Here is a 22,573-nt window from a genome sequence, read left to right on the forward strand (position 1 = left end):
TAGCATGTAGGTGAAAGCAGTTCTGGTCGCTGGGGAGAGGCCACGCTGTGAGTCGCTGGGGAGGGCTTGCACTTACAGTGAGAGAGGCTAATCCGGTGCCTGAGCGCGCGCGCGACCAACTCGTGGTCGATCACCTGCACATCGTCGGCGCGGCAACGGCGTACGTGGCTTCACGCCTCACCCACGTCTCCCGCGACGACCTCGCCTCCGCCGGTGCTTTGGCGCTGGTCCGCGCGGCCGAGAAGTTCGATGCGAGCCTCGGTGTGCCCTTCGGCGCGTTCGCGCGGGCGCGCGTGAACTGGGCGCTGAAGGATGAGCTTCGGTCGATGGATTGGGCACCGCGAGATATCCGCGTGCGTGCCAAACAGACGGTCAAGGTCAGGCAGGCCCTGTCTGCAGCGCTCGGCCGCACGCCCACCGTGGCGGAGATCGCGGCGGCCATGGGTGTCGACACCGCTGTCGCGCGAGAGGGGCTCGCGGACGCCCAGTGTATGCTCACCAGTCTCGACGCGCCGGACGCACCGGAGATCGTGTGGACCGGGTACCTGCCGGAAGAGCTCGCGATCGCATCGGAGCGCGATGAGTTCCTGCGACGCGCCGTCGATGCGCTGCCGGAGCGCAAGCGATCGATCATCACGGCGATCTACTTCGACGACCGCACCGTGACGGAGCTCGCGGACGAGCTGGGAGTCTCGCACGCCGCAGTCTCGCAGCAGCGAGCCGCAGCGGTGCGTATGCTCCGCGACGCGCTCGACCGCCACTACGCCGATACTCCGCCGACCGAGCCCGCGCCGCCCGCGCGCTCATCCACGTCGGGGGTGGACGCGTACCTCGAGCGCCTCGCCGCCAGCGGCCAGCGGTTCACACGCGCGATCCTGTCGCACGCCGTAGGCGTCTGATCAGGGCCGGCGCGCAGACATTCGACCGGTTCGGTCAGAGACTGAATCCGTAGCTCGCCTGACCGACCAGGATGAGGTTGACCGTCGTCGGGTATACCTCGGGTTCCTCGTCGTCATCGTCGAGCAGCTCGAGCTTGTGGATCGGCACGAAGATGCTGCCGTCCGGTTCGAAGATCAGATCCTTGGGCACGAACGACGCGAAGATCGACCGCGTCGCATTGCGAAGTTCGAAGGTGCGCCCGACGTCACCGCGCTCGAAGAGGTTCATCTCGACCTCATCGGACCAGACCTTGCCGTCGGGGAAGCGTGCCTCGATGCGATAGGTGCTGGGTTCGATCGCCTTGATGTTGAGGTCCTCGACGACATCTGCGAACAGTGCGTCCGGCTGCTCGAGCTCGAACGCGATGGCACGGAGGTGGTCGTAGTTGAGGCGGGCCCGGCGGGAGAACAGGGCGACGTTCTCGATCTCATCGGGATCGGCATGCGGAGCCTGGTCGATCAGGTACTGACGCACCTCGTCGGGACCGGGGTACTCGAATCGCATGTGGTAGTGGAATCGCCCCGGGCGGTTGACGATGTAGGTGCTGACGTCGCTGATGTCGTTCACGGTCAGGCAGTAGATGCGCTTCACGGACGAGAGGCCGTCGAACAGCGACAGGAACTGGTTCTGCCGATTGCCGCCCTCGCCGCCTCGGCGCCCTGCTGGGAAGACCTTCTCGAACTCGTCGAAGATGATCAGGCACTCGTCGAGAGTGTCGAGGAACTCGACTATGCCGTCGTTGTCCTCGGAGACGATCACCACGGGCAGGCACTGCTCGCGGGCTTCCTCGGCGACCATGCGCAGGAACAGCGTCTTGCCGATTCCTTTGTCGCCCGAGAGCATCACACCGAGGCTGCGATCGGTGAGGGCGTAGGAGCGGAAGATCTTGTCGACCTTCCTGTCACGGCCACCGTAGACGCGCTCGGCGCCCACGGTGAGGTCGTCGATCTTGATCAGGCTGAATCCCTCTTTCGAGGTGAAGTGCACCCGATAAGTACCGAGAGGGAACTCGTGATGCGTGCGGACGGCCGCGTCGTAGACGCGGACGTGTCCGCCCGTCTCGATGTACGTGCTGGTCAAGATCCTTCTCCTTCGCTCCCCGTACTCATATATCGGTTGATATTCGATCGCCGTAAGGCGTTCGCGAAGAAACTTTTCGCAGTAGCCTGAGCGGACAGTGGGCGTGGGGACGCCCGGGTCAGGGGATCCATCATGGGTGAGTACGCAGGGGACGAACAGCCGGTCGCAGGTTCGATCGTGATCGTGGTCGAGGCCGCGCCGCAGGGGTTGATGCAGTACACACTGGATCCCGACGACCGGCAGCCCGCATGGCAGGTGGTGCTCGTCGCACACGATGACGCCGTGATGGGGTCTGTGACGACGCCAGAGCAGACAGCTGAGCTGCTGGTGCGCGGAAGCGTCGAGTGCATCAGGCAGAGCATCCCGAGTCTCGAGGTCGGCGGACTGACCATGCGACCTGAGCTCGGACCGAACGACAACGCGCAGATCGTCGCGGCCGGAGAGGCCAGCTTCCTGAAGTCGGAGTGGGATGCGGTCGTCAAGCAGGCAGACGGTCCTCCCGAGATCTAGTTTCGAGCGCGGTCGCCTGGAAACGCCGCAGCGTCGTCAGCCGGGCGTCAGGTACGCGTCGACGATCATCGGTCCGCGGATCCGACGGAGCTCGTCGATGATGCGATCGACACCGCGGGTGGAGACTGATGGCATCCGCAGGTCGTGGGGGCCGAGTGGCTCGAGCCGCCCGGTGCGGATGCGGATGACCTCCCATCCGGCGGAGCGCAGGGCGCGATCTTTGCGCAGGTCCGTCTGCTCCCGCTTGCCGACGTGCTCGAGTCCGTGACGCCCGACCGTGTCGTACTCGATCGCGACGCGAAGCTCAGGAAGCAGGATGTCGGGCCAGACCTCGGTGTGACGGAAGAACGGTCGCGAGACCTTGACCGCGTTGACCCCCGGCGTGAAGGCGATGCGAGTGGCGAGCGCTGCGCGGAGCCGGGCTTCGGCGGCGGATGCGGGCGCAGGAGCGCACACGCTCGAGAAGGCCTCGCCGGTCGGCAGATCGGGAGTCTTGCCGCAGAGCGTCAGCTGCGGCTTCGGGCGCCGCGGAATCGAGCGGGGCTCGCCCAGCACCACGGGCTGGGGCCTGGCGAGCGACGAGCATTCGGGACACCACGCCGACTGGCGCCGCACTCGCCCCGGTCGCTCGCGTTGTTCCGACGGAGTGGCGGCGAAACGGTGGCCGACCCGGCACTCCCAGCACAGCAGCACATCGGCTGCCAGCGGTACCTGCGAGAGAGCGATGCCGTGATTGAGCTCGGGGTGGTACTGGCGGATCAACTCGGGATAGGCGGCCCATTGCGAGCGATAGGCGCCGACCTCGTAGGGCACGTCCCGCCCTCGCGAGAACTGACGTCTCGCCCACCACGACTGCACCGGTTCGGCCACGTCGGGCAACTTACCCGCCGCCGCGGACATCGCCAGGGGGGCGTCGGACATGACAGACTCGCGGAGGAGAACGAGTCCGGTGAACGGACAGAGGGAGTCATCATGCCGCAGCGGATCGTGATCAGTGGCGCATCGGGATTGATCGGCACGGCACTGTCGTCGTCGTTGCGGGCCGACGGCGTGGAGGTGACCACCCTCGTGCGTCGCACCCCACGCGACGCCTCCGAGGTGCAGTGGAGTCCGGGCGAGCGCGAACTCGACCCCGACGTGCTGGCAGGGGCAGACGCCGTCGTCGCTCTGGGCGGGGCGAGCGTGGGCCGCCTGCCCTGGACTCCGCGCTACCGCCGTGAACTCGTCGAGTCGCGGTTGACGACGACTCGCACGATCGCGACAGCGGTTCGCACCCTGCGCGACGATGCTCCGTCGCTCATCTCGGCATCCGCCGTCGGCTATTACGGCTCGGCACCCGGTGAGGTCCTGACCGAGGCGTCGCTCGCCGGCGACACGTTCCTCGCGCAGCTCTGCGTGCGCTGGGAGCAGGAGGCGCTGCGTGCGGGGGAGCAGACGAGAGTGGCGCTGCTGCGCACGGCCCCGATCATCCATCGACAGGGTGTGCTCAAGCCGCTGATCCAGCTCACCCGATTCGGCGTCGCGGGTCCGATCGGGCCCGGCACCCAGATCTGGCCGTGGATCTCCCTGCAAGACGAGGTCCGCGGCATCCGACACGTGATCGACCAGCGTCTCGAGGGGCCCGTGAACTTCGCCGGCCCGACGCGCGCCTCGGCGAACGACATCGGTCGAGCGCTCGCTCAGAGGATGCGGCGTCCGTTCTGGGTTCCCGCGCCGACCTGGGCCCTGAGACTCGCGCTGAGCCGTGCGGCCGCCGACTCGCTGCTCGTCTCGGATGCCGATGTGAGGCCCGCGGCGCTCGAGAACTCCGGTTTCGAGTTCAGCCACAAGACCGCGAAGCAGGCCGTCGACGCAGCGATCTGATCGCGGTGCGTCGACGACCGCGACTGTTCAGCGAGAGTGCGGGTCGCGCCCGTTGAGCGTCTCGACCACCTGCGCGTAGTCGCCCCGCACCTCGCCGTAGCGCAGGAACTTGACGTTCTCGACCTGGATCTCGGTGGCATCCGGCTGGGTCTCGATCAGTTCGACGACCTCGGTGACGAACTCATCGAGGGGCATCGCGAAGTCGCTGGTCTCCTGTCCGGGCATGAGGGACGTGCGCACAGCGGGCGGTTCGAGCTCGAGCACACTCACGCTCGTGTCGGCGAGCTGCAGGCGCAGCGATTCGCTGAGCATGTGGATGGCCGCCTTCGTGGCGTTGTATGAGGGGGTGACGCGCAGCGGTGCGAAGGCCAGACCGGACGACACAGTCATGATCGTGGCATCCGGCATGGTGCGCAGATGCTCTATGAACGCCGCGATCAGGCGGATCGGGCCGAGCAGGTTGGTGGTGACCGTCGCCTCCGCCGTCGCGAGGAACCCTTCGGGCGACTTCCAGTCCTCGGGGCGCATGATCCCGGCCATCGCGATGACGACGTTGAGCGAAGGATGCGCGGCCGACACGGTCTGCGCGGCTTCGCGGATGCTGTCGGCATCCGTGGTGTCGATCTGGACGGTGCCGATGCCCGGGTTCGCCGCCGCGATCTCGTCGAGCAGTTCGACACGACGCCCGCCCACGATCACGGTGTTGCCTCGTCCGCTGAGTCGCCGGGCGAGCGCGAGCCCGATGCCGCTCGTGGCGCCGGGGATGAAGATGGTGTTTCCGCTGATGTTCATGTGTCCACTCTTCGGCCTGTCGCAACGGTCGACCAGAGACCACGCATCCAGGGGTCCGCGGTCCCTGGATGCGTGAGGGCGAGCACGAGATACTGCAGTGGTGGATAGAGAAGCACTGGCCGAGTTCCTCGTGCGACGCAGGGAGCAGCTGCAGCCGTCGGATGTGGGCCTCGGAGCGGGAGCGCGCCGCCGCACTCCCGGTCTTCGCCGCGAGGAGGTCGCTCAGCTCGCCGCCATGTCGACCGACTACTACGCGCGTCTCGAACAGCAGCGGGGTCCGCAGCCCAGCGTGCAGATCCTCGCCTCCCTCGCGCGGGCACTGCGATTGACTCCCGACGAACGCGACTACCTTCACCGCATCTGCGGTCACAGCGCCCCAGACCGCACGACGTTCACCGACTACGTGCACCCGGGCATGCTCCGTGTTCTCGACCGCCTCGATGACACGCCCGCCTTCGTCGTGTCGGTGCTCGACGAGGTCCTGATCCAGAATGACGCCGCACGGGCTCTGCTCGGTGACGTGAGCGGCCTGGAGGGGATCGAGCGCAGCGGGATCTACCGCTGGTTCGCGCACCCGCACGACGAGCGCCGGCGCTACCCCGAGCAGGATCATCCTCGCCACAGCAGCGTGCTCGTGGCCTCGCTCCGATCCGCCTACGGCGTGCTCGGCGAGCGCTCGCGCGCGGGCGAGATCGTGCGAGAGCTCGCCGCTCGCAGCGCGGAGTTCGCCGAACTGTGGGACGTGCACGAGGTGCGGCGACGCTTCGACGACCACAAGGTCCTCATCCATCCGGAGATCGGCCCGATCGAGGTCGACTGCCAGGCGCTGTTCACCGAGGACGAATCCCAGGCGCTCATCGTGCTGACCGCGGCGCCGGGCAGCGACGCCGCGAGCAAGCTCGAACTGCTCAGAGTGCTCGGGACACAGCGGGTCTGACCGGCACCCAGCACGACACCCGACGAGGCGTCGCGCCATCTGCGAGGGAGCGGGATCCCTGCGATGGCCGGCATGACGTCAGTCCCTGAGCGGCGTCGGCCGACGCCGCTCAGGAAGCTGCGTCAGGATTCCTCGTGCGAGGCAGGATCCGCGTCGAAGAGCCGTCCGTCTGCGCGTCCGAGCGCCGTGATCGCCTCGACCTCGGCCGCGGACAGCACGACTTCTCCTGCGGCGAGGTTCGAGACCTGGTGCTCGAGGGAGGACGCCTTCGGAATCGCGACCGTCTCCCGTGCGACGTGCCACGCGAGCACGGTCTGCACGGGGGAGATGTCGTGCGCTGCCGCCACCTCCCCGATCACGGGCTCCTCGATCAGCTCCTTCGCGCGACCCAGCGGACTCCACGCCTCGGTGAGAATGCCGTGCTCTCGGTGATAGGCGAGCTGCTCGTCCTGAGGGAAGTACGGGTGCACCTCGATCTGGTTGACGACGGGGCGCACACCGGTCTCTCGCTCGATGCGCTCGAGGTGCTCGGGAAGGAAGTTCGAGACCCCGATCTGCCTCACGACTCCGCGCTGCTGAGCCTCCACCAGTGCTTGCCATGCCTGCACGTACTCGTCCTGATGCGGGTTGGGCCAGTGGATCAGGTGCAGGTCGATCGCGTCGACGCCGAGCCGCGACCGGCTCTCTTCGATGCTCGTCCGCGCCTTCGCGCGCGGGTGATGACGGCCGGGCAGCTTGGTCGTGACGATGAGCTCCGAGGTATCGATGTCGGATGCGCGCACCCCGCGACCCACCGACCCCTCGTTCTCGTAATTGAATGCCGAGTCGATCAGGCGGTACCCGGCGCCGATCGCGGAGGCGACGGAGTCCGCGCCCGCATCCCCGTTGAGGGCGAGGTGCAGAGGATCGCGTCAGACGACGGCATCCCTGATAATGGCGCGCGGTGCCCCTGCGGCTCGGGAGACCTCTACGGCGGATGCTGCGGCCCGCTGCTCGGCGGATCTCCCGCCCCCACGGCCGAGCGCCTGATGCGGTCGCGCTTCACGGCGTTCTCGATCAAGGACGCCGCATATCTCCTGGCGACCTGGCACCCTTCGACCCGCCCCAGCGAGATCGACCTCGACGACGACGTCGTCTGGCGACGGCTCGTGATCCTCGATCGCAACGCCGGCGGCCCTTTCGATCGCGACGGCGAGGTCGAGTTCGAGGCCTTCTGGCGTCAGGACGCCGAGCGGGGTTCGCTCCGAGAGCGGAGCCGCTTCGTGCGCGAAGACCGCCGGTGGCTGTACCTCGACGGACAGGTCGGGTGATGGACGCGACCGCACAGCGACTAGATTTGAGAGCGTGAACGCCAGCCCAGAACACCAGCGCATCCTGCTCGACGTCGCCGACCTGGACCGGCGCATCGCGCAGGCGGAGCGCGCACGCACCAAGCCGCCTCAGGCCGCCCGCATCACCGAGCTCGTCGCGATCCGTCAGGATCAGCTCCGCGAACTGACCGCGCTGACCGGCACGCGCGACGACGTGCGCACCGAGCTCACGCGGCTCGAGTCCGACGTCAAGCTCGTCGAGCAGCGCCGGGCCCGTGACGCCGACCGCCTCGCCACCGCGACGAACTCGAAGGAGGCGCAGGCACTCGAGCACGAGATCGCCAGCCTCGCGAAGCGTCAGAGCGACCTCGAGGACATCGAGCTCGATCTCATGGGACGAGTCGAAGACGCCGAGGCAGCGGTCGCCGCCCAGCAGGCGCTGCTCGGGACGACGACCTCCGAGGGCAGCGCTCTCACCGCTCAGGCCAAGGCTGACGTCGCTGCCGCGACCGATCTCATCGCCCAGCTGACGCGCGATCGTGAGGCCGTGACCGCATCCCTTCCTGCGCCACTCCTTTCCGACTACACGCGTCGCGTCGCGAACAGCGCGGGTGCCGCTGTGTTGACCCGCGGCACCTGCGAAGGCTGCCGGATGCTGCTTCCGGGCACCGATCTCAACGACGTCCGCAACGCTCCAGACGACCTCGTGGTCTACTGCCCCGAGTGCGGATGCATCCTGGTGCGCACCGAGGAATCCGGGCTGTGATCTCTGCGCCGCGAGCGCGACGGCGGTGAACTCGCGGCAGCAGACCGAGCGTCGCGTCGTCCTCGTGGCGGCTCGCTCAGGCGGGTACACGGCGGTGGAACTCGATGCCGACGATTTAGAGGACCGTCGTGTCGAACTCTCCGCATCGGAGATGCCCTCGTGGGTCGCGGATCAGGAGCGCGAGAATCCGCCGCGCTGGGTGATCCGCAGCGCCAGGGAGATCTACCCGGAGCTGCTCGCCGCTGGCGTGCTTCTCAGCCGTTCGCACGACCTGCTTCTCTGTCATGCGATTCTTCGAGATACGGACAAGGTCCCGCGCCCGCTCGCTCCGTCGCAGGCCTGGGTGCGACGCGAACCCGTCGATGATGCACCTGCGCTCTTCGACGTCATCGCGCACGATGCACCGGATGACCCTGTCGGTGAAGCCCTCGACCAGTACCGCGAGCAGCGCCGCGTGCTTCGCGACAGCAAAGACGGGCGGCTCACCCTGCTCACCTCGGCCGAATCCGCCGGTGGCCTCATCGCCGAGGAGATGAGAGCCGCGGGCGTGCCGTGGAACGAGTCGGTGCACGACGGCATCCTCACCGAGATCCTCGGCACCCGCCCGGTCGCCGGCGGCCTTCCCAGTCGTATGGTCGCGCAGGGCGAGCGGGTGCGTTCGATCCTCGGCGACCCGCACCTCAACCTCGAGAGCCAGCCGAAGCTGCTCCGCGCGCTGCACCGCGTCGGCGTGCAGGTCGAGTCGACCGGCCGGTGGGAGCTCGCCCAGCACAGCCATGCGGTGGTCGAGCCGCTGCTCGCCTACAAGAAGCTGTCGCGGCTGCTGAGCGCCAACGGATGGGCGTGGCTCGCCGAGTGGGTGCACGGTGGGCGCTTCCGACCGATCTACATCACGGGCGGTGTCGTGACGGGGCGGTGGGCATCGGCCGGCGGCGGTGCCCTGCAGCTGCCGCGCAACCTGCGCGCCGCGGTGCGCGCTGACGAGGGATGGACGCTGGTCGTCGCCGACGTCGCTCAGCTCGAGCCACGAATGCTCGCGGGCATGGCGGGTGATCGTGCGATGGCGCGAGCGGCTCAGGGAAAGGACCTGTACGCCGGAGTCGTGGAATCGGGCGCTGTGGCGACGCGCGAAGAGGCGAAGTACGCCGTCCTCGGGGCGATGTACGGAGCGACGACCGGCGACAGCGGACGACTGGTTCCTCGACTGCGCAAGGTCTATCCGCGGGCGATGGCGCTCGTCGACAAGGCCGCGCGGTTCGGTGAGGACGGGGGAGTGGTCTCGACCTGGCTGGGACGATCGTCTCCTCGTCCGTCGATCGAGTGGGAGGCGATGCAGGCTGCCGCCACCGATGCCGACGCCGATCCCGCCGAGGTGGCCCTCGCCCGGCGTCGAGCGCGCGACTGGGGACGCTTCACCCGCAACTTCGTGGTGCAGGGCACCGCCGCCGAGTGGTCGTTGATCTGGCTGGCTGAGATCAGGCACCGCCTGCAGCGGCTTCCCGCGGCAGAGCAGGTCGCCCCGGCATCCGGGATCTTCGGTTCACGCGCGCACCTGGCATTCTTCCTGCATGATGAGGTCATCCTGCACGTTCCCCAGGAGCAGGCGGATGCCGCCGCGGATGCCGTGCGCGAAGCGGCAGCAGTCGCCACTCGGCGGCTCTTCGGGGGTTTCCCGATCGAGGTTCCGCTCGATCTGCGGATCGCGGAGTCGGCTGAGAAGTAGGGTGCTCTGGTCGTAGACTGGATGCGCGAATGGGTCGACTGGACGGTCGCGTGGCGGGCAACCGCACCGAGGAACGTCCGGGCTCCTCAGGGCAGGACGGTGGGTAACGCCCACCCGGAGCAATCCGCGAGAAAGTGCCACAGAGAGCAGACCGCCCCGTCTCGGTCCCCGAGCTTGTCGAAGGGACCGAAGGGGTAAGGGTGAAAGGGTGGTGTAAGAGACCACCGGGGGCCATGGTGACATGGCCCGCCAGGTAAACCTCGTCCGGAGCAAGGTCAGACAGAGGATGTTGACGCGGCTCGCCGAGTCCTCGGGTAGACCGCTAGAGTGCCACGGCAACGTGTCGCCGAGAGAGATGGCCGTCGAAGGGGCGAAGAACCCCGGAACAGAACCCGGCGTACAGGTCGGCCCATTCGCCCAGACATAAACGAAGGCCCCGCTGATCCAGCGGGGCCTTCTGTGTTTCGGGACCCCATGGGCCCCTGAGCTGGTCGTGGGGTCAGTCGCCGGCGAGTGACGCCGCGCCGATGATGCCCGAGTTGTTGCGGTGGATCGCCGGGACGATCGGGGTCTTGAGATCGAGCAGCGGCAGGAAGTCTCCTGCGTTCTTCGACACGCCGCCGCCGACCACGAACAGGTCGGGGCTGAAGAGGAACTCGATGTGCGAGTAGAACTTCTGCAGACGCTCGGCCCACTCAGACCAGCTGAGTCCTTCGCGCTCGCGGGCGGACGTCGCGGCGTAGGTCTCGACGGACTCGTACTCGCCGAAGTTCAGGTGACCGAGCTCGGTGTTCGGGAGCAGCACGCCGTCGTTGAGGAACGCCGAGCCGATGCCGGTTCCGAGCGTGGTGAGCAGCGTGAAGCCGCGCACATCGCGGGCCGCACCGTGGCGCGCTTCGGCGACACCCGCGGCGTCGGCGTCGTTCACGAACACGATGTTGCGTCCGAGACCGTCGCGGAAGAACTTCTCCGCGTCGAAGTCGACCCACTCCTTCGAGACGTTCGCGGCCGAGAGAGTCTTGCCGCGCTTGACGATGGCGGGGAACGCCACGCCGAGCGGAAGAGTCGAGTCCTTGACGTCGAGGGTCTTCAGCACCGTCTGCACCGCCTCGAGGACATCCTGCGGAGATGCGCCCTTGGGAGTGGGCACGCGCACCCTGTCCGAGGCCATGGTCCCGTGCTCCAGGTCGACGAGACCTGCCTTGATACCCGTGCCGCCGATGTCGACGCCGATCGCTTTTGCCATGATCGATAGCTTAGCGACCGGCGTCAGCGCCGATAGGATCGATGACACCACGTGAAGAAGGGGAACGGCCATGTCGAACGGCGATGAGAAGTACTGGTACAACCTGGAGACCGGTCAGGTGGAATTCGGCATGATCTCCGCATCGGCCGACCGCGTCGGGCCCTTCGACACCGAGATCGAGGCTTCTCGGGCCCCCGAGAAGCTCAAGGAGCGCTCGCGTGCCTGGGCCGAGGAGGAAGCGGCCGAGAGCGGCTGGGACGCCGCTACCGGCAAGGGCGCTGAGTGACCGTGGACAAGCAGAGAGATTTCGTCCTCCGGACGATCGAAGAGCGCGGCGTCAAGTTCGTCCGCCTGTGGTTCACCGATGTCATCGGCACGCTCAAGTCCGTCGCCATCGCTCCGGCCGAGGTCGAGGGCGCGTTCGCCGAGGGGATCGGATTCGACGGCTCTGCCATCGAGGGGCTGACCCGCAGCTACGAGTCCGACCTGCTCGCGCAGCCCGACCCCACCACGTTCCAGACTCTGCCGTGGCGCGGCGAGATCGACCCGACCGCGCGCATGTTCTGCGACATCACCACGCCGGACGGGCGTCCTGCCGTGTCCGACCCGCGGCACGTGCTCAAGCGCACGCTCGCGAAGGCCGCCGATGCCGGGTTCACGTTCTACACGCATCCCGAGATCGAGTTCTACCTGCTCAAGTCGTCGTCGTTCGGTCCTGAGGGGCCGGTCCCCGTCGACTCGGCAGGGTACTTCGACAACGTGCCCGGCGGCACGGCGCACGACTTCCGCCGCCGGTCGGTGCGGATGCTCGAGGACCTCGGGATCTCCGTCGAGTTCAGTCACCACGAGGGTGGTCCAGGGCAGAACGAGATCGATCTCCGTTACGCAGACGCGCTGACGATGGCCGACAACGTGATGACCTTCCGCACGGTCATCAAGGAGGTGGCGATCGAGCAGGGCGTCTACGCGACGTTCATGCCGAAGCCACTGAGCGGGCACCCCGGAAGCGGAATGCACACGCATATGTCGCTCTTCGAGGGCGAGCGCAACGCCTTCTACGAAGAGGGTGCCAAGTACCAGCTGTCGAAGACCGGCCGTCACTTCATCGCCGGGCTCCTGCGGCACGCCAACGAGATGGCCGCGGTGACCAACCAGTTCGTCAACTCGTACAAGCGCCTCTGGGGCGGCGACGAGGCCCCGAGCTTCGTCACGTGGGGCCACAACAACCGTTCCGCGCTCGTCCGGGTGCCGATGTACAAGCCCAACAAGGGCGGATCGTCGCGCGTCGAGTACCGCGCGCTCGACTCTGCGGCGAACCCCTACCTCGCCTATGCGCTCATGCTCGCAGCGGGTCTCAAGGGCATCGAGGAGGAGTACGAGCTGCCGCCGGAGGCCGAGGACAACGTGTGGTCGCTCAGCGACGCCGAGCGTCGCGCGCTGGGTTATTCCGCGCTGCCCGCGAGCCTCGACCATGCGCTCGAATACATGGAGAGCTCCGAGCTGGTCGCCGAGACTCTCGGCGAGTCGGTCTTCAACTACGTGCTGCTGAACAAGCGCAAAGAGTGGGAGGCCTACCGCGGCCAGGTCACGCCGCTGGAGCTGAAGAACAACCTCGAGCTTCTCTGAGCGTCGCCGATGGCCCGTTCGGACGAATCCGTCTCTCTCTCCGCGCTGGCCAGGCTGGGGTTCGCCGAGCTCAGCGAGGCGGCGGCGAACCTCACCGAGCTTTCGACGCTGATCGGGGTCGAGCGATCGCTTCTGCTCGGTGAAGCCGACGGCGCCGACCCCGACGCGGCCGTGGAGGGGATGCTGCGCGTGGCGCGGCGTGACCCGGCACCGCTGGCTGCCCTGTTCGCCGACGCCCAGGCGCGCAGACGAGTCTGGCGGGTGTTCGGCGCATCGCAGGGGTTCGCGGACTTCTTTCTGCGACACCCTCGTGAGATCACGGTGCTGGGCGAGTCGATGCCCGAGTTGCCGTCGGCAGACCAACTGCGCGAGCGGATGCTGGATGCCGTCCGCGCCCGCGACGGTTTCGCCGAGTCCGGAGACGACGCGGCGGTGGTCACGTTGCGCGTCGCCTACCGGCGCAACCTCGCGGCGATCGCCGCGTTCGACCTCACGTCGTACAGTCCCGTTCGCATCGTGGGTGACGTGGCCGCAGCGCTGGCCGACATCGCCGGCGCGGCTCTCGAGGCAGCCCTCGCGGTCGCCCGTCGACGGCTCGTCGATACGGTGAGTCGCGACCAGGTCGCGGCCACGCAGCTCGCGATCATCGGCATGGGCAAGGCCGGCGCGCGTGAACTGAACTACGTCAGTGACGTCGACGTGATCTTCGTGGGGGGAACGGCAGACGAAGAAGTAGTCTCCGAAGCGAAGGCGATCGACATCGCGACGCGCCTCGCCAGGGAGACGATGCGCGGCCTGAGCGGGATCGAGGTCGAACCGCCGCTCTGGGAGGTCGACGCGGCGCTCCGTCCGGAGGGCAAACAGGGCGCGCTGGTGCGATCACTCGGCTCGCACCTGGCGTATTACGACCGCTGGGCCAAGAGCTGGGAGTTCCAGGCTCTGCTGAAGGCGCGACCTCTCGCCGGAGATCCCGAGCTCGGCGCCGAGTACATCGCCGCGGTGCAGCCCAAGGTCTTCTCCAGCGCCGCGCGAGAGAACTTCGTCGACAGCGTGCAGCGTATGCGCGAGCGGGTCATGGAGCATATCGACCCCGAGGATGCGCCGTACCAGCTCAAACTGGGGTCCGGTGGCCTGCGGGACATCGAGTTCACCGTGCAGCTCCTGCAGCTCGTGCACGGCCTCACCGACCCGAGTCTGCGCACGCGTGGCACCCTGGAGAGCCTCGACGCGCTCGTCGAAGGCGGTTACATCGGTCGAGCCGAGGCCGCGTCGTTCGCGGACGACTACTGCGTGCTGCGGCTCATGGAACACCGCCTGCAGCTCACGGAGCTCAGCCGCACCCACCTGATGCCTCGGACGCCCGCCGGGCTGCGAGCGCTGGCTCGGAGCACGGGTCTCGGCGAATCCGGCGAGGCGATCTGGGCTCGATGGGAGAGCGTTCGGCGTGAGGTGCGCGACATCCACACCCGGCTGTTCTACCGACCTCTTCTGAGCGCTGTGGCCTCGCTGCCCGAAGAAGAGCGCACTCTGTCGACCGCGCAGGCGCACGATCGTCTCATGGCCATCGGTTTCCGCGACCCGGCAGGCGCACTGCGGCACATCGGCGCACTCACGACGGGATTGAGTCGCAAGGCGACCATCCAGCGTCACCTCATGCCGGTGATGGTGCGCTGGTTCGCCGACGGCAGCGACCCGGACTATGCGCTGATCGCGTTCCGCCGCATCAGTGAGCGCCTCGGCGACACACCCTGGTTCCTCCGCATGCTGCGGGATTCGTCCGGAGCAGCTGAGAGTCTCACGAGGCTGCTGTCGTCATCGCGCTACGTCGGTGAGCTCATGGAGTGGATCCCCGAGTCGGTCGCCTGGCTCGACAGCAGCGAGCTGCTGCGTCCGCGGAGCGGTGCCGCACTCGACGAGGAGGCCAGGGCCATCCAGACGCGCCACAGCAATGTGGGTGACGCGTTGCAGGCCGTCCGAGCGCTCCGACGTCGAGAGCTTCTGCGCACGGCGATGGGCGGCGTCCTCGATGTGCTCTCGATCGAGCAGATCGCGACCTCGCTCACCGAGATCACCGACGCCACGATTCAGGCGGCGCTGCGCGCGGTTCGGCGTGAGATCGTCCCCGCCGATGACGAGGCGCTCGACTTCGCGGTGATCGGCATGGGGCGCTTCGGGGGAGCGGAGCTGGGATTCGGCTCCGATGCCGACATCCTCTATGTATACGACGCGAACGGCGTCGACCCTCAGCGGGCGCAGTCACTCGCCACGCGCATCGTCGCGGGACTCCGGGAGCACCTCACCGATCATCGGGTACCGCTCGATCTCGACGCCGACCTCCGACCGGAAGGACGCAACGGCCCCGTGGTGCGTTCGATCGAGGCATATGCGGAGTACTACCGACGCTGGTCTCTCTCGTGGGAGGCACAGGCGCTGCTCAGGGCACGCGGAGTGGCGGGAAGCACCACTCTCATCGCGAAGTTCACCGCACTCGCCGACAGCATCCGGTATCCCGCAGAGGTCGATCTGCAGGGCACCCGAGAGATCAAGCGCATCAAGGCTCGAGTCGAGGGCGAGCGGCTGCCGCAGGGAGTGGATCCGCGTCGTCATCTGAAACTAGGCCCAGGCACGCTCAGCGATGTCGAATGGCTGGTGCAGCTTCTGCAGCTGCAGCACGCCCACGACGTCCCGGAGCTGCGGACCACGTCGACCCTCACGGCCCTCGGGGCAGCCGTCGACGCGGGATTCGTGCCGGACGATGCCGCCGATCTGCTCCGCGCCGCGTGGTTGCTGTCGAGCCGGCTGCGCTCCGCCATCACGCTCTACACCGGCAAGACGAGCGATGTGCTGCCGACGGATCCGCGCGACCTCGACGCCATCGGTCGACTGCTCGGATACCCCGACCGCTCGGCGAGCGTGCTCGACGATGACTACCTGGGAGTCACGAGGCGTGCGCGCAGGGCGTTCGAGCAGCTCTTCTACGGATAGCCTGGCTTCATGACGATCTCGAAGCTCGGTGTGATCTGGAACCCCTCCAAGGTTGACGGGGATTCGCTGCGCGACGCCGTTGCCACGACCTTCGTCTCCGACGGGGTCGAGACGCCCGTGGAGTGGTGGGAGACCAGCGTCGAGGACCCGGGGCGCGGCATGGCCGCCGAGGCGGTGACCGCAGGCTGCGACGTGGTGATCGCCGTGGGTGGAGACGGCACCGTCCGGGCGGTCGCGGAATCGCTGGCGGGCACGGACTCCGCGCTGGGTATCGTGCCGCAGGGCACCGGCAACCTGCTCGCTCGCAACCTCGAGATCCCCTTGAACGACATCCCCGCTGCACTGGCGCGGGTCCGCGACGGCGAGCCGCAGCGGATCGACATGGGCTGGGTCGATCACGACGGCACCGAGCATGCGTTCGTGGTGATGGTCGGCTTCGGCATCGACGCGCAGATGCTGGTGGAGACCGACGAGGACCTGAAGAACCGCGCCGGATGGATCGCATACGTGGAGGCGATGGGGCGCGCCCTCGCCGGCACCGAGATGACCGACATCACTCTCACGCTCGACGACGAGGAGCCGCAGGGTCTTCGTGGTCACACGATGCTGATCGGCAACTGCGGCATGGTGCAGGGCGGCATCCGTCTCCTGCCCGACGCCGTGCTCGACGACGGGCTGCTCGACATGCTGCTCGTGAGCGCCGACGGGCCCCTGCAGTGGCTCGACACCGTCCGCGCCTTCGTCTGGGAGAACGGCATCCGCCGCATGATGGGGAACGTCGATACCGCGGTGAGCACCGACTCGACGACCCACATCTCTGCTGAACGAGTGCGGGTGCAGCTCGCGTCGCCCCAGATGTTCGAGATCGATGGCGAAGAGGTCGGACAGGTCTCCGACTTCACCGTGCGGGTGCAGCCCGCAGCCCTCACCGTTCGCTGAGGGTGCCCGGCGGCACGACCTTGCTGTCCTGCGTCGGGAAGACCACCTTCTGCACGATGATGATCACGCTGGCCGCGACGGGGATCGCGACGAGTGCACCGAGGATCCCGCCGAGTGCGCCGCCGGCGACGGCCGCGATCACGACGAGAGCGCCGGGCACCGCGACGGCCTTGTTCATGATGCGCGGAGACAGGACGTAGGCCTCGATCTGCATGTAGACGAGGTAGTAGCCGATGGCGATCAGCGCCGTCACCGGCCCGTCGATGAGGCAGACGAGCGAGATGATGATCGATGCGCTCAGCGTTCCGACGAGCGGGATCAACGATCCGATGAAGGCGATCAGCGCGAGCAGCGCAGGCACCGGTGCCCCGATGATGCTCAGCACGATGAGGCTCAGGATGCCGTTGATCAGCGCGAGGCTCGCCTGTCCCATCACGTAACGACCGACGGCGCCGGAGACGTCTTCGAGGAGTCCTCCGAAGGTGTCGCGCTGGTAGGCGGGGACGAAACGCGTGGCCACTCGCTTGATGCTGCGCAGCGAAGCCATGAAGTACAGCGTCAGGATGAGGACGATCGTCACGCCGGTGAACCCGCCCGCGATGCCCGCGCCGACCGCGAAGACGCCGCCGCCGATGTCGGCGAGGTTGCCCGGATCCTGCAAGAAGGAGAGGACGCCGTTCGCCGCGTCCTCGAAGGTGGAGCCGAACTGCTCGTTGAGGTCCTGGAACCACGCGGACGCCATGATGTCCTTGACCATCTGAGGGCCGTCTTCGATGAGGTTCGAGATCTGTTCGACGAGGATCGGCACGATGGCGAGGATGATTCCGGCGAAGGCCAGGATCACGGCGGAGACGACGATCGCGACCGCCGCGGGGCGAGGAAGCTTGCGTTCGATGAACGCGACGACCGGGTCGAGGCCGAGCGCCAGGAAGATCGCCACGCCGATGTATACCAGCACCGTCGCGAGCTGGTTGACGATTCCGCCCAGCATCAGAGCGACGAGCACACCCAGGGCGCCGAGCAGACCGTACATGAAGGGGTTGATTCTGGCGAGGGCCGCCGCCGCCGTCTTCGGCTGTGCCGGGGGAGTCTCCGATGTGTGGACCTTCTTCGGCTGCAGCCTGTCGTTCTTGCGGCGCATGATGGCCCCCCACTTGTGTTCGTTCGGACCCCTCAGTTGACCAGTCAGTGCGGGCGAAAGCAAGCGCGACACGGCGACGCTCGTTGTGGTGTATGGAGTCGTGAATGTCGGCTGCCTGTGCGATCGTTCACGCATGGACACGCTGACACTCAGGCCCTGGTTCGCGGGGGATCTCGACCTGCTGCGCGCCGCGAACACGCCCGAGATGACGACCTATCTCAACGGCGTCGAGAGTGAACAGCAGTTGCTCGACCGGCACGCCCGCTACCTGCGGCTGTGGGAGGCGGGAGAAGCCAGGATGTTCGTCATCGAAGACGATGAGGGGGCGCCACTCGGATCGATCGGCTTCTGGAACGTCGAGTGGCGAGGCGCGCCGGCGTTCGAGACGGGGTGGTTCGTTCTGCCCGAGGCGCAGGGCAGAGGGGTGGCATCTCGGAGTCTCGGACTGCTGCTCGACGATGCGCGGCAGCATCGCGCCGGACAGAGGTTCGTGACGGCGTTTCCGTCGGTGGTGAACACCGGCTCGAACGGGGTGTGTCGACGCGCCGGGTTCGAGATGGTCGGCACCATCACCGACGAGTTCCGTGGTGCGGCCCTGACGATGAACGAGTGGGTGTTCGACCTCGGTGACTGAGTGCGTGCGAGCCCCTCCGCTATTCGGACTTCTCGCCCTTCCACGACGACTCGAACCCTGCGCCCAACGCGACACCCAGTGCGAGGCCCAATGCAGCCCCCACGCCGATGTTGTCGAACAGCAGCATCCCTGCCCCCGCGCCGATCGGCAGGCCCATCGCGATCCCGAGGGCGATGCCGAGACCCGGCTTCTTCATGGAGTTCTCGGCCTGCTCGGAGTTCTCGTCTGATCCTGAGTTCTCGTCTGATTCGGTCATGTTCAGGACGATACGTGCGCGATCGACCATCCGCATCCCCCGCACGACGGACACAGTGCGGGCGGCGAAGCAGAAAGACGAGAACGCCCCCGAGCAGCTGCTCGGGGGCGTTCTCGCTAACTCGGTGAATCAGACGCCGAAGTACAGCTCGTACTCGAACGGGTGCGGGCGCTGAGCCATCGGCAGGATCTCGTTCTCGTACTTGTACGAGAACCAGGTCTCGATGAGCTCTTCGGTGAACACGCCGCCCTCGAGGAGGAACTGGTGGTCGGCCTTCAGCGCCTCGAGCGAGTCCAGCAGGGAGTTCGGAACCTGCGGGATGTTCTTGGCCTCCTCGGGAGGAAGCTCGTAGAGGTCCTTGTCGACCGGCTCGTGCGGCTCGATGCGGTTCTTGATGCCGTCGAGTCCTGCCATGAGCTGCGCCGCGAACGCGAGGTACGGGTTGCCCGAGGCATCCGGTGCGCGGAACTCGATGCGCTTGGCCTTGGGGTTCGAGCCCGTGATAGGGATGCGGATGGCAGCCGAGCGGTTGCCGGCCGAGTAGACCAGGTTGACCGGAGCCTCGAAGCCCTTGACCAGACGGTGGTAGCTGTTCAGGGTCGGGTTCGTGAACGCAAGCACTGCCGGAGCGTGCGCGAGGAGGCCGCCGATGTACCAGCGGGCGATGTCGCTGAGCTGGCCGTAGCCGGCCTCGTCATAGAACAGCGGCTTGCCGTCGTTCCACAGCGACTGGTGCGTGTGCATGCCCGAGCCGTTGTCTCCGTAGAGCGGCTTCGGCATGAAGGTGGCGACCTTGCCCCACTCTTCAGCGGTGTTCTTGACGATGTACTTGAACTTCAGGATGTCATCCGCCGAGTGCACCATGGTGTCGAAACGGTAGTTGATCTCCTGCTGACCGGCGGTGCCGACCTCGTGGTGCGAGCGCTCGAGGATGAACCCGGCGTCGATCAGCTTCAGGGTGATGTCGTCGCGCAGGTCAGCGGTCTTGTCGACCGGGCTGACGGGGAAGTAGCCGCCCTTGTACGGGGTCTTGTTGGCGAGGTTTCCGCCTTCTTCCTCACGACCGGTGTTCCACGCGGCCTCTTCGGAGTCGACCTTGTAGAAGCTCTCGCCGGCGGTGACCGAGTAGCGGACGTCGTCGAAGATGTAGAACTCGGCCTCGGGGGCGAAGACCGCGGTGTCGGCGATGCCGGTCGACGCGAGGTACTTCTCGGCCTTCTTGGCCACCTGACGCGGGTCCTTCGAGTAGATCTCACCCGTGCGCGGGTTGTAGATGTCGAACACCATGACCAGGGTGCTCGCCTCGCGGAAGGGGTCGACGTAGGCCGTGGTCACGTCCGGGATGAGCTGCATGTCGGACTCGTGGATGCTGGCGAAGCCACGGATCGACGAGCCGTCGAACAGCTGGCCGTTGACGAAGAAGTCCTCATCGACAGTGGACGCCGGGATGTTGAAGTGCTGCTGGACACCAGGGAGATCAGTGAATCGGATGTCAAGGAACTTGACGTCGTTCTCCTTGATGTAGGTCAGCACCTCGGACGAATCTTTGAACATGTACGACTCCTGGATTGCGGATCGATGGCTTCACGGCCATTGTGCACAGTACGTGCGGGGCGTTACTCCACGGTATCCGCTTTGTTTCCGGCATGTTACGCGCCGGTAGGCTGGATGCGTGACGGATGCTGTGAACACGTACCCCGGAGAACGACTCGGAATGCCGCAGACGGGGACGGGCAGCATCGCCCGACCTGGGCGGCGGATCGGGGCTCTTCTCATCGACTATCTCGCTGCGACGATCATCGCCACGGGCTTTCTCGGGTACGACCAGTTCGCATTGCCGGGGGAGGCAGGCCTGACGATGTTCGCGCCGATGGCGGTGTTCGCCTTGCTGCAGATCCTGTTCATCCCGACTGCCGGCGGCAGCCCAGGGCACCGCATCCTCGGCATGCGCGTCGTGCGACTCGGCGGTGGTTGGGTGGGAGTGTGGCGCCCGATCGTGCGCACGCTGCTCATCGTCATCGTGATCCCGGCGGTCATCTGGGACACCGACCAGCGCGGTATCCACGACAAGGTGACCGGACTCGCTCTCATCCGCGCCTGACGCGGATCACTCCTTGCCGCGGTTGCGGCGTCTCGCCTCGCGCGGTGCGCGACCTCCGACGAACGAGCGCGCAGGGTCGACGACATATCCCTGTCGCAGGGCCTCGCGTCCGATGAGCATCCGGAAACCCATCTCATCTCGGTTGCTCAGCGTCACCTCGGCGAGCACCTCTCGGTCATGCAGACGAATGAGCATCTCGACGACGAGTCGCTCCTGCGCATGGCCCGAAGAGCTGCGCACGGCGCGGCGGTCGTGCACCGGGGATTCGACGATCACGGCGTCTTCCTGGCTGTCCTGCCAGGGCTTCACCCGAAACCGCACCCACGACACGCCGTCCCGCTCGAACTCCTGGATCTGGAATGCGTGCAGCGAAGAGGTCCGGGCGCCCGTGTCGATCTTGGCTTTGAGCCAGTCGACACCGAGATCGGGCAGGCTCACCCATTCTCGCCACCCGATAAGGGTGTTTGAATGGGATGACTTACTCACCCGACCATCCTGGCAGGAAAACCCCCGTGAAGATCGCAGTGCTCTCCCGCGCGCCGCAGGCGTACTCCACCCAAAGGCTGCGCGCCGCCGCGCTCCAGCGAGGTCACAACGTCAAGGTGCTCAACACGCTGCGATTCGCGATCGATCTGACCGCCGATGAGCCGGACCTGCACTACCGCGGGCGCCAACTCAGCGACTACGACGCGATCCTGCCTCGCATCGGCAACTCGATCACCTACTTCGGTACTGCGGTGGTCCGTCAGTTCGAGCAGATGGACGTGTACACGCCGAACACGGCGAACGGCATCTCGAGTGCGCGCGACAAGCTCCGCGCCAACCAGATCCTCTCGCGCCACAACATCGCGATGCCGCCCACTGCCTTCGTGCGCAATCGTGCAGACGTGCGGCCGGCGATCGAAAGGGTCGGCGGAGCTCCCGTCGTCATCAAGCTCCTCGAGGGCACGCAAGGGATCGGCGTCATCCTCGCACCGCAGGTGAAAGTGGCCGAGGCGATCATCGAGACCCTCCACTCGACCAATCAGAACGTCCTCATCCAGAAGTTCATCTCCGAGAGCCGCGGACGTGACATCCGCGCACTGGTGGTGGGCGACCGCGTGGTGGCGGCGATGCGACGATCGGCAGCCGGAGACGAGTTCCGCTCCAACGTGCACCGCGGCGGTTCCGTCGAAGCCGTCGAGCTCGACCCGATCTACGAACGCGCGGCTGTTCGCTCTGCTCAGATCATGGGCCTGCGTGTCGCCGGAGTCGACATGCTCGAGGGGGACGACGGTCCGCTGGTCATGGAGGTCAACTCCTCGCCGGGGCTGCAGGGCATCGAGACCGCCACCAAGCTCGATGTCGCCGGAGCGATCATCGACTACATCGCGGGGCAGGTGGCGTTCCCCGAGATCGACGTGCGCCAGCGCCTGACGGTCTCGACAGGCTATGGCGTCGCCGAACTGATGGTGCACGGCGCAGTCGACCTCGTCGGCAAGACGCTCGGCGAGGCAGGGCTCTGGGAGCGTGACATCACCGTGCTCACGCTGCACCGCGGTGTCTCCGTCATCCCCAACCCGCGCAAGCACGTCGTGCTCGAGGCCGATGATCGGCTCTTCTGCTTCGGCAAACTCGACGAGATGCGATCCATGGTGCCCGAGCGTCGACGCCGCCGCGCCAAGGTCCGCCGCCTGCCGCGTCAGCCGCTCTCGGAGTGAGACGACGAAGCGCGGCCGCCTCTCG

Annotated in this window: 23 protein-coding genes and 1 other RNA gene; 15 read left to right on the forward strand and 9 right to left on the reverse strand. The window is 67.0% G+C overall.

The genetic code is table 11. From position 1 onward, the window contains the following. The first annotated feature begins 95 nt into the window (after window positions 1-95). A complete protein-coding gene (locus tag ACIOU8_RS01700) occupies window positions 96-899 on the forward strand; it encodes a sigma-70 family RNA polymerase sigma factor (RefSeq protein WP_400785213.1) in 804 nt (267 codons plus the stop codon). Between the two features lie 34 nt (window positions 900-933). Here ACIOU8_RS01700 and ACIOU8_RS01705 read toward each other — a convergent pair whose 3' ends face one another. Next, window positions 934-2,019 carry an AAA family ATPase gene (locus tag ACIOU8_RS01705; RefSeq protein WP_400785215.1) on the reverse strand — a complete coding sequence of 362 codons (1,086 nt, stop codon included), beginning with the start codon at window positions 2,017-2,019 and terminating at the stop codon, window positions 934-936. Window positions 2,020-2,151: 132 nt separating this feature from the next. Between ACIOU8_RS01705 and ACIOU8_RS01710 the strand changes: the two genes are divergently transcribed. Beyond that, window positions 2,152-2,529 carry a hypothetical protein gene (locus tag ACIOU8_RS01710; RefSeq protein WP_400785217.1) on the forward strand — a complete coding sequence of 126 codons (378 nt, stop codon included), beginning with the start codon at window positions 2,152-2,154 and terminating at the stop codon, window positions 2,527-2,529. 36 nt (window positions 2,530-2,565) lie between these two features. Here the strand turns inward: ACIOU8_RS01710 and ACIOU8_RS01715 are convergent, their stop codons facing one another. Next, window positions 2,566-3,429, reverse strand: coding sequence for a zinc-ribbon domain-containing protein (locus tag ACIOU8_RS01715; RefSeq protein ID WP_400786837.1), 864 nt, complete (start codon window positions 3,427-3,429; stop codon window positions 2,566-2,568). 72 nt (window positions 3,430-3,501) lie between these two features. Here ACIOU8_RS01715 and ACIOU8_RS01720 point away from each other — a divergent pair, with 72 nt between their 5' ends. Continuing rightward, window positions 3,502-4,392: a TIGR01777 family oxidoreductase gene (locus tag ACIOU8_RS01720; RefSeq protein WP_400785218.1), complete on the forward strand. Its 891-nt coding sequence runs from the start codon at window positions 3,502-3,504 to the stop codon at window positions 4,390-4,392. 27 nt (window positions 4,393-4,419) lie between these two features. On the opposite strand, the gene ACIOU8_RS01725 is transcribed toward ACIOU8_RS01720, so the two are convergent. Then, window positions 4,420-5,184 carry an SDR family oxidoreductase gene (locus tag ACIOU8_RS01725; RefSeq protein WP_400785220.1) on the reverse strand — a complete coding sequence of 255 codons (765 nt, stop codon included), beginning with the start codon at window positions 5,182-5,184 and terminating at the stop codon, window positions 4,420-4,422. A gap of 100 nt (window positions 5,185-5,284) precedes the next feature. On the opposite strand from ACIOU8_RS01725, the gene ACIOU8_RS01730 reads away from it, so the two are divergent. Beyond that, a complete protein-coding gene (locus ACIOU8_RS01730) occupies window positions 5,285-6,121 on the forward strand; it encodes a helix-turn-helix transcriptional regulator (protein ID WP_400785222.1) in 837 nt (278 codons plus the stop codon). A gap of 122 nt (window positions 6,122-6,243) precedes the next feature. Here the strand turns inward: ACIOU8_RS01730 and ACIOU8_RS01735 are convergent, their stop codons facing one another. After that, window positions 6,244-7,023 (reverse strand): aldo/keto reductase, encoded by a 780-nt coding sequence (locus ACIOU8_RS01735; protein ID WP_400786839.1) that lies wholly within the window; start codon window positions 7,021-7,023, stop codon window positions 6,244-6,246. Here ACIOU8_RS01735 and ACIOU8_RS01740 point away from each other — a divergent pair. From ACIOU8_RS01740 to rnpB, 4 genes are all read left to right on the forward strand, one after another. Then, window positions 7,018-7,431, forward strand: coding sequence for a YchJ family protein (locus ACIOU8_RS01740; RefSeq protein ID WP_400785223.1), 414 nt, complete (start codon window positions 7,018-7,020; stop codon window positions 7,429-7,431). The two genes, ACIOU8_RS01735 and ACIOU8_RS01740, sit on opposite strands and share 6 nt — an antisense overlap. 34 nt (window positions 7,432-7,465) lie before the next feature. Beyond that, complete coding sequence (locus ACIOU8_RS01745; RefSeq protein WP_400785225.1) at window positions 7,466-8,197, forward strand: zinc ribbon domain-containing protein; 732 nt, start codon at window positions 7,466-7,468, stop codon at window positions 8,195-8,197. 25 nt (window positions 8,198-8,222) lie between these two features. Next, window positions 8,223-9,920: a bifunctional 3'-5' exonuclease/DNA polymerase gene (locus ACIOU8_RS01750; RefSeq protein WP_400785227.1), complete on the forward strand. Its 1,698-nt coding sequence runs from the start codon at window positions 8,223-8,225 to the stop codon at window positions 9,918-9,920. A 30-nt stretch (window positions 9,921-9,950) separates the two neighbouring features. Further along, window positions 9,951-10,336, forward strand: an RNA gene (rnpB, locus tag ACIOU8_RS01755) — RNase P RNA component class A. An 83-nt stretch (window positions 10,337-10,419) separates the two neighbouring features. Here the strand turns inward: rnpB and ppgK are convergent. Then, window positions 10,420-11,166, reverse strand: a complete 747-nt coding sequence (gene ppgK, locus ACIOU8_RS01760) for a polyphosphate--glucose phosphotransferase (RefSeq protein ID WP_400785229.1) — start codon at window positions 11,164-11,166, stop codon at window positions 10,420-10,422. Window positions 11,167-11,236: 70 nt separating this feature from the next. On the opposite strand from ppgK, the gene ACIOU8_RS01765 reads away from it, so the two are divergent. The 4 genes from ACIOU8_RS01765 to ACIOU8_RS01780 are packed head-to-tail and all read left to right on the forward strand — an operon-like array spanning window position 11,237 to window position 16,716. Further along, window positions 11,237-11,452: an SPOR domain-containing protein gene (locus ACIOU8_RS01765; RefSeq protein WP_400785231.1), complete on the forward strand. Its 216-nt coding sequence runs from the start codon at window positions 11,237-11,239 to the stop codon at window positions 11,450-11,452. A gap of 2 nt (window positions 11,453-11,454) precedes the next feature. Further along, window positions 11,455-12,792, forward strand: coding sequence for a type I glutamate--ammonia ligase (glnA, locus tag ACIOU8_RS01770; RefSeq protein WP_042541155.1), 1,338 nt, complete (start codon window positions 11,455-11,457; stop codon window positions 12,790-12,792). A 9-nt stretch (window positions 12,793-12,801) separates the two neighbouring features. Next, entirely contained in the window at window positions 12,802-15,777 is a 2,976-nt protein-coding gene (locus tag ACIOU8_RS01775) for a bifunctional [glutamine synthetase] adenylyltransferase/[glutamine synthetase]-adenylyl-L-tyrosine phosphorylase (protein WP_400785233.1), read from the forward strand. Window positions 15,778-15,786: 9 nt separating this feature from the next. After that, a complete protein-coding gene (locus ACIOU8_RS01780; RefSeq protein ID WP_400785235.1) occupies window positions 15,787-16,716 on the forward strand; it encodes a diacylglycerol/lipid kinase family protein in 930 nt (309 codons plus the stop codon). Here ACIOU8_RS01780 and ACIOU8_RS01785 read toward each other — a convergent pair. Further along, window positions 16,703-17,857: an AI-2E family transporter gene (locus tag ACIOU8_RS01785; protein WP_400785237.1), complete on the reverse strand. Its 1,155-nt coding sequence runs from the start codon at window positions 17,855-17,857 to the stop codon at window positions 16,703-16,705. The genes ACIOU8_RS01780 and ACIOU8_RS01785 overlap by 14 nt on opposite strands. Window positions 17,858-17,990: 133 nt before the next feature. Here ACIOU8_RS01785 and ACIOU8_RS01790 point away from each other — a divergent pair, with 133 nt between their 5' ends. Beyond that, window positions 17,991-18,491 (forward strand): GNAT family N-acetyltransferase, encoded by a 501-nt coding sequence (locus tag ACIOU8_RS01790; protein ID WP_400785239.1) that lies wholly within the window; start codon window positions 17,991-17,993, stop codon window positions 18,489-18,491. A 19-nt stretch (window positions 18,492-18,510) separates the two neighbouring features. On the opposite strand, the gene ACIOU8_RS01795 is transcribed toward ACIOU8_RS01790, so the two are convergent. Beyond that, the gene (locus tag ACIOU8_RS01795) at window positions 18,511-18,747 is read right to left on the reverse strand and encodes a hypothetical protein (protein ID WP_400785241.1); all 237 of its coding nucleotides are present in this window, start codon (window positions 18,745-18,747) and stop codon (window positions 18,511-18,513) included. A gap of 129 nt (window positions 18,748-18,876) precedes the next feature. Next, window positions 18,877-20,301: a type I glutamate--ammonia ligase gene (gene glnA, locus ACIOU8_RS01800; protein WP_400785243.1), complete on the reverse strand. Its 1,425-nt coding sequence runs from the start codon at window positions 20,299-20,301 to the stop codon at window positions 18,877-18,879. A gap of 160 nt (window positions 20,302-20,461) precedes the next feature. On the opposite strand from glnA (ACIOU8_RS01800), the gene ACIOU8_RS01805 reads away from it, so the two are divergent. Continuing rightward, the gene (locus ACIOU8_RS01805) at window positions 20,462-20,848 is read left to right on the forward strand and encodes an RDD family protein (protein ID WP_400786842.1); all 387 of its coding nucleotides are present in this window, start codon (window positions 20,462-20,464) and stop codon (window positions 20,846-20,848) included. 6 nt (window positions 20,849-20,854) lie between these two features. On the opposite strand, the gene ACIOU8_RS01810 is transcribed toward ACIOU8_RS01805, so the two are convergent. After that, window positions 20,855-21,334, reverse strand: coding sequence for an ATP-dependent zinc protease (locus ACIOU8_RS01810; protein ID WP_400785245.1), 480 nt, complete (start codon window positions 21,332-21,334; stop codon window positions 20,855-20,857). Window positions 21,335-21,360: 26 nt separating this feature from the next. Here ACIOU8_RS01810 and ACIOU8_RS01815 point away from each other — a divergent pair, with 26 nt between their 5' ends. Further along, window positions 21,361-22,548 (forward strand): RimK family alpha-L-glutamate ligase, encoded by a 1,188-nt coding sequence (locus ACIOU8_RS01815; RefSeq protein WP_363570265.1) that lies wholly within the window; start codon window positions 21,361-21,363, stop codon window positions 22,546-22,548. The last annotated feature ends 25 nt before the right edge of the window (window positions 22,549-22,573 follow it).

It is taken from the genome of Microbacterium sp. NPDC087589 (genome assembly GCF_044743635.1).
In the GTDB taxonomy this organism is placed as follows: domain Bacteria; phylum Actinomycetota; class Actinomycetes; order Actinomycetales; family Microbacteriaceae; genus Microbacterium.